This is a genomic window from Klebsiella sp. MS 92-3, assembly GCF_000195655.1.
GTDB classification, from domain to species: Bacteria; Pseudomonadota; Gammaproteobacteria; order Enterobacterales; family Enterobacteriaceae; genus Klebsiella; species Klebsiella pneumoniae.
On the sequence record NZ_GL882863.1, the window covers coordinates 7,016 to 9,393 of the forward strand.

Consider the following 2,378-nt stretch of genomic DNA (forward strand, 5'->3'; position numbering starts at 1 on the left):
CGCGCCGCTGGCCAGCAGGGCCATCACGGCAAATAACGTGCGTTTCATTGTTCTGCTCCCATAAAAAAGGCTCCCGTCCGGGAGCCTTAATTAAACACAGCTGACGTCGGCTGTCATTAGCTGATCGCAGCGCAGACTGATTGCCCGGATGGCGGCGCACCGCACCTTATCCGGGCTACCCTTTGGCGGTGGTAGGTAGCCCCGGTAAGCGCAGCGCCACCGGGGAGCCCGTTTTAGCCGATGGTCATCAGGCTGGCGTTACCGCCTGCCGCCGCGGTGTTAACGCTCAGCGAACGCTCGATATACAACCGCTCCAGCAGCAGATTAGTTTCGCCGCGGGCGAAGCCCTGCACGGAGACAATCGCCCCGTCGCGCGCCGCCACCTGCTCGCACAGCTCGCGCAGCTGGTCGGAATCGCCGTGGTAGATAACCGCGTCGAAGGCCTGGCCAGGCAACTGCTCCGCTTTGGCAAAGCGAATGCGCTCGCTGACCTCCCGCGGCAGTTTCTTCGCCAGATCGCGCTGCAGGGCGCTGTCCGGCCACAGTACTTCACAACCCACCGCCAGCACAGCCGCCAGCTGGATCAGCGCATCCTGTTCGTTATCCGCTACGCACAGCACGCGCTCGCGCGGCATCAGCGTCAGGGTGTTGCGCTCGCCGGTTGGCCCCGGCAGCAGGCGTTGGGTGCCGCTTTGCGCCTGCTCGCTGTACTGCTGGCACAGCGCCTGCAGCTCAGGACGGCCCGCGGCCCACTGCTGCAGCGCCTGCAGCGGTTTTTCCAGCAGCGTTTTCAGCTGGGCGTCCAGCGGACGCTCCGCATCCTGGCGGGCGAAGGTTACGCCAACCGCGTCCTGTGGACGGCTGGAGAGCAGACGGTACAGATACAGCGGACCGCCGGCTTTCGGACCGGTACCGGACAGCCCTTCGCCGCCGAACGGCTGCACGCCGACCACCGCGCCAACCATATTGCGGTTGACGTACAGGTTGCCCACCTTCGCGCTGCCGGTGACCTGGGCGATGGTTTCGTCGATACGGGTATGCACGCCGAGGGTCAGGCCGTAGCCAGAGGCGTTAATCTGCTCGACCAGTTTGTCCAGCTCGTTACGGTTATAGCGCACCACGTGCAGTACCGGGCCGAAGACCTCTTTTTTCAGCTCGTCGAAGCTGTCGAGCTCGATAAGCGTCGGCGGCACGAAGGTCCCGTGACGCCATTCGCGGGCGTCTTCGCTATTCTCACGCACCGCCTGGTAGACGGTGCGGCCTTTGGCGCGCATCGCCTGAATATGGCGTTCGATATTCTCTTTCGCTTCCGCATCGATAACCGGACCGATATCGGTGGTCAGGCGCCCCGGATTGCCCATCCGGCACTCGCTCATGGCGCCGCGCAGCATGGTTAAGGTGTGATCGGCGACCTCTTCCTGCAGGCAAAGCACGCGCAGGGCGGAGCAGCGCTGGCCGGCGCTGTCGAACGCGGAAGCCAGCACGTCGATCACTACCTGCTCGGTGAGCGCCGACGAATCGACGATCATCGCGTTCATCCCGCCGGTTTCGGCGATCAGCGGCGTCGGGCGGCCCTGGGGATCGAGGCGGCTGGCGATATTGCGCTGCAGCAGGGTGGCCACTTCGGTGGAGCCGGTGAACATCACGCCGCGTACGCGCTCATCGGAGGTTAGCGCGGCGCCCACGGTCTCCCCGCGGCCCGGCAGCAGTTGAATAACGCCCGGCGGCACGCCGGCTTCCAGCAGAATCGCCACGCCCTGGGCGGCGATAAGCGGCGTCTGCTCGGCAGGTTTCGCCAGCACGCTGTTGCCGGCCGCCAGCGCGGCGGCAATCTGGCCGGTGAAGATCGCCAGCGGGAAGTTCCACGGGCTGATACAGACCACCGGACCCAGCGGGCGGTGAGTTTCATTATCGAAATCGTCGCGCACCTGGCCGGCGTAATAGTGCAGGAAGTCAACGGCTTCGCGCACTTCAGCGATGGCGTTGCTGAAGGTTTTACCCGCCTCGCGCACCAGGATCCCCATCAGGGTCGGCATTTGGCTTTCCATCAGCACCGCGGCGCGCTCAAGAATGGCGGCGCGCTCCTGCGGCGGAGTGGCGAACCAGATCGGCGCATTGTTGATAGCGCTGGTCAGCGCCTGCTGCACTTCAGCGTCGCTGGCTTCGCGGACGTAGCCGACGATATCTTTCGGCTCTGCCGGGTTAACCACCGGCTGCATCTCGCCTTCGGCCACCGGCTGCTCCAGCATCGGCAATGCGTGCCATTTATGCAGCGCGCTGTTGAGCAGGGAAGAGGAGAGGGAGGCCAGACGGTGCTCGTTCGCCAGATCGAGACCGGCGGAGTTGCTCCGGCCGCTGCCGTAGAGATCGCGCGGCAG

General features: G+C 65.0%; 1 protein-coding gene. It reads right to left on the bottom strand.

What is annotated here, in order from left to right:
• Window positions 1-233: 233 nt before the first annotated feature.
• Window positions 234-2,378, bottom strand: a 2,145-nt coding sequence (locus tag HMPREF9538_RS33070) for an L-glutamate gamma-semialdehyde dehydrogenase (protein ID WP_228701595.1), incomplete at its 5' end; no start/stop codon positions are given.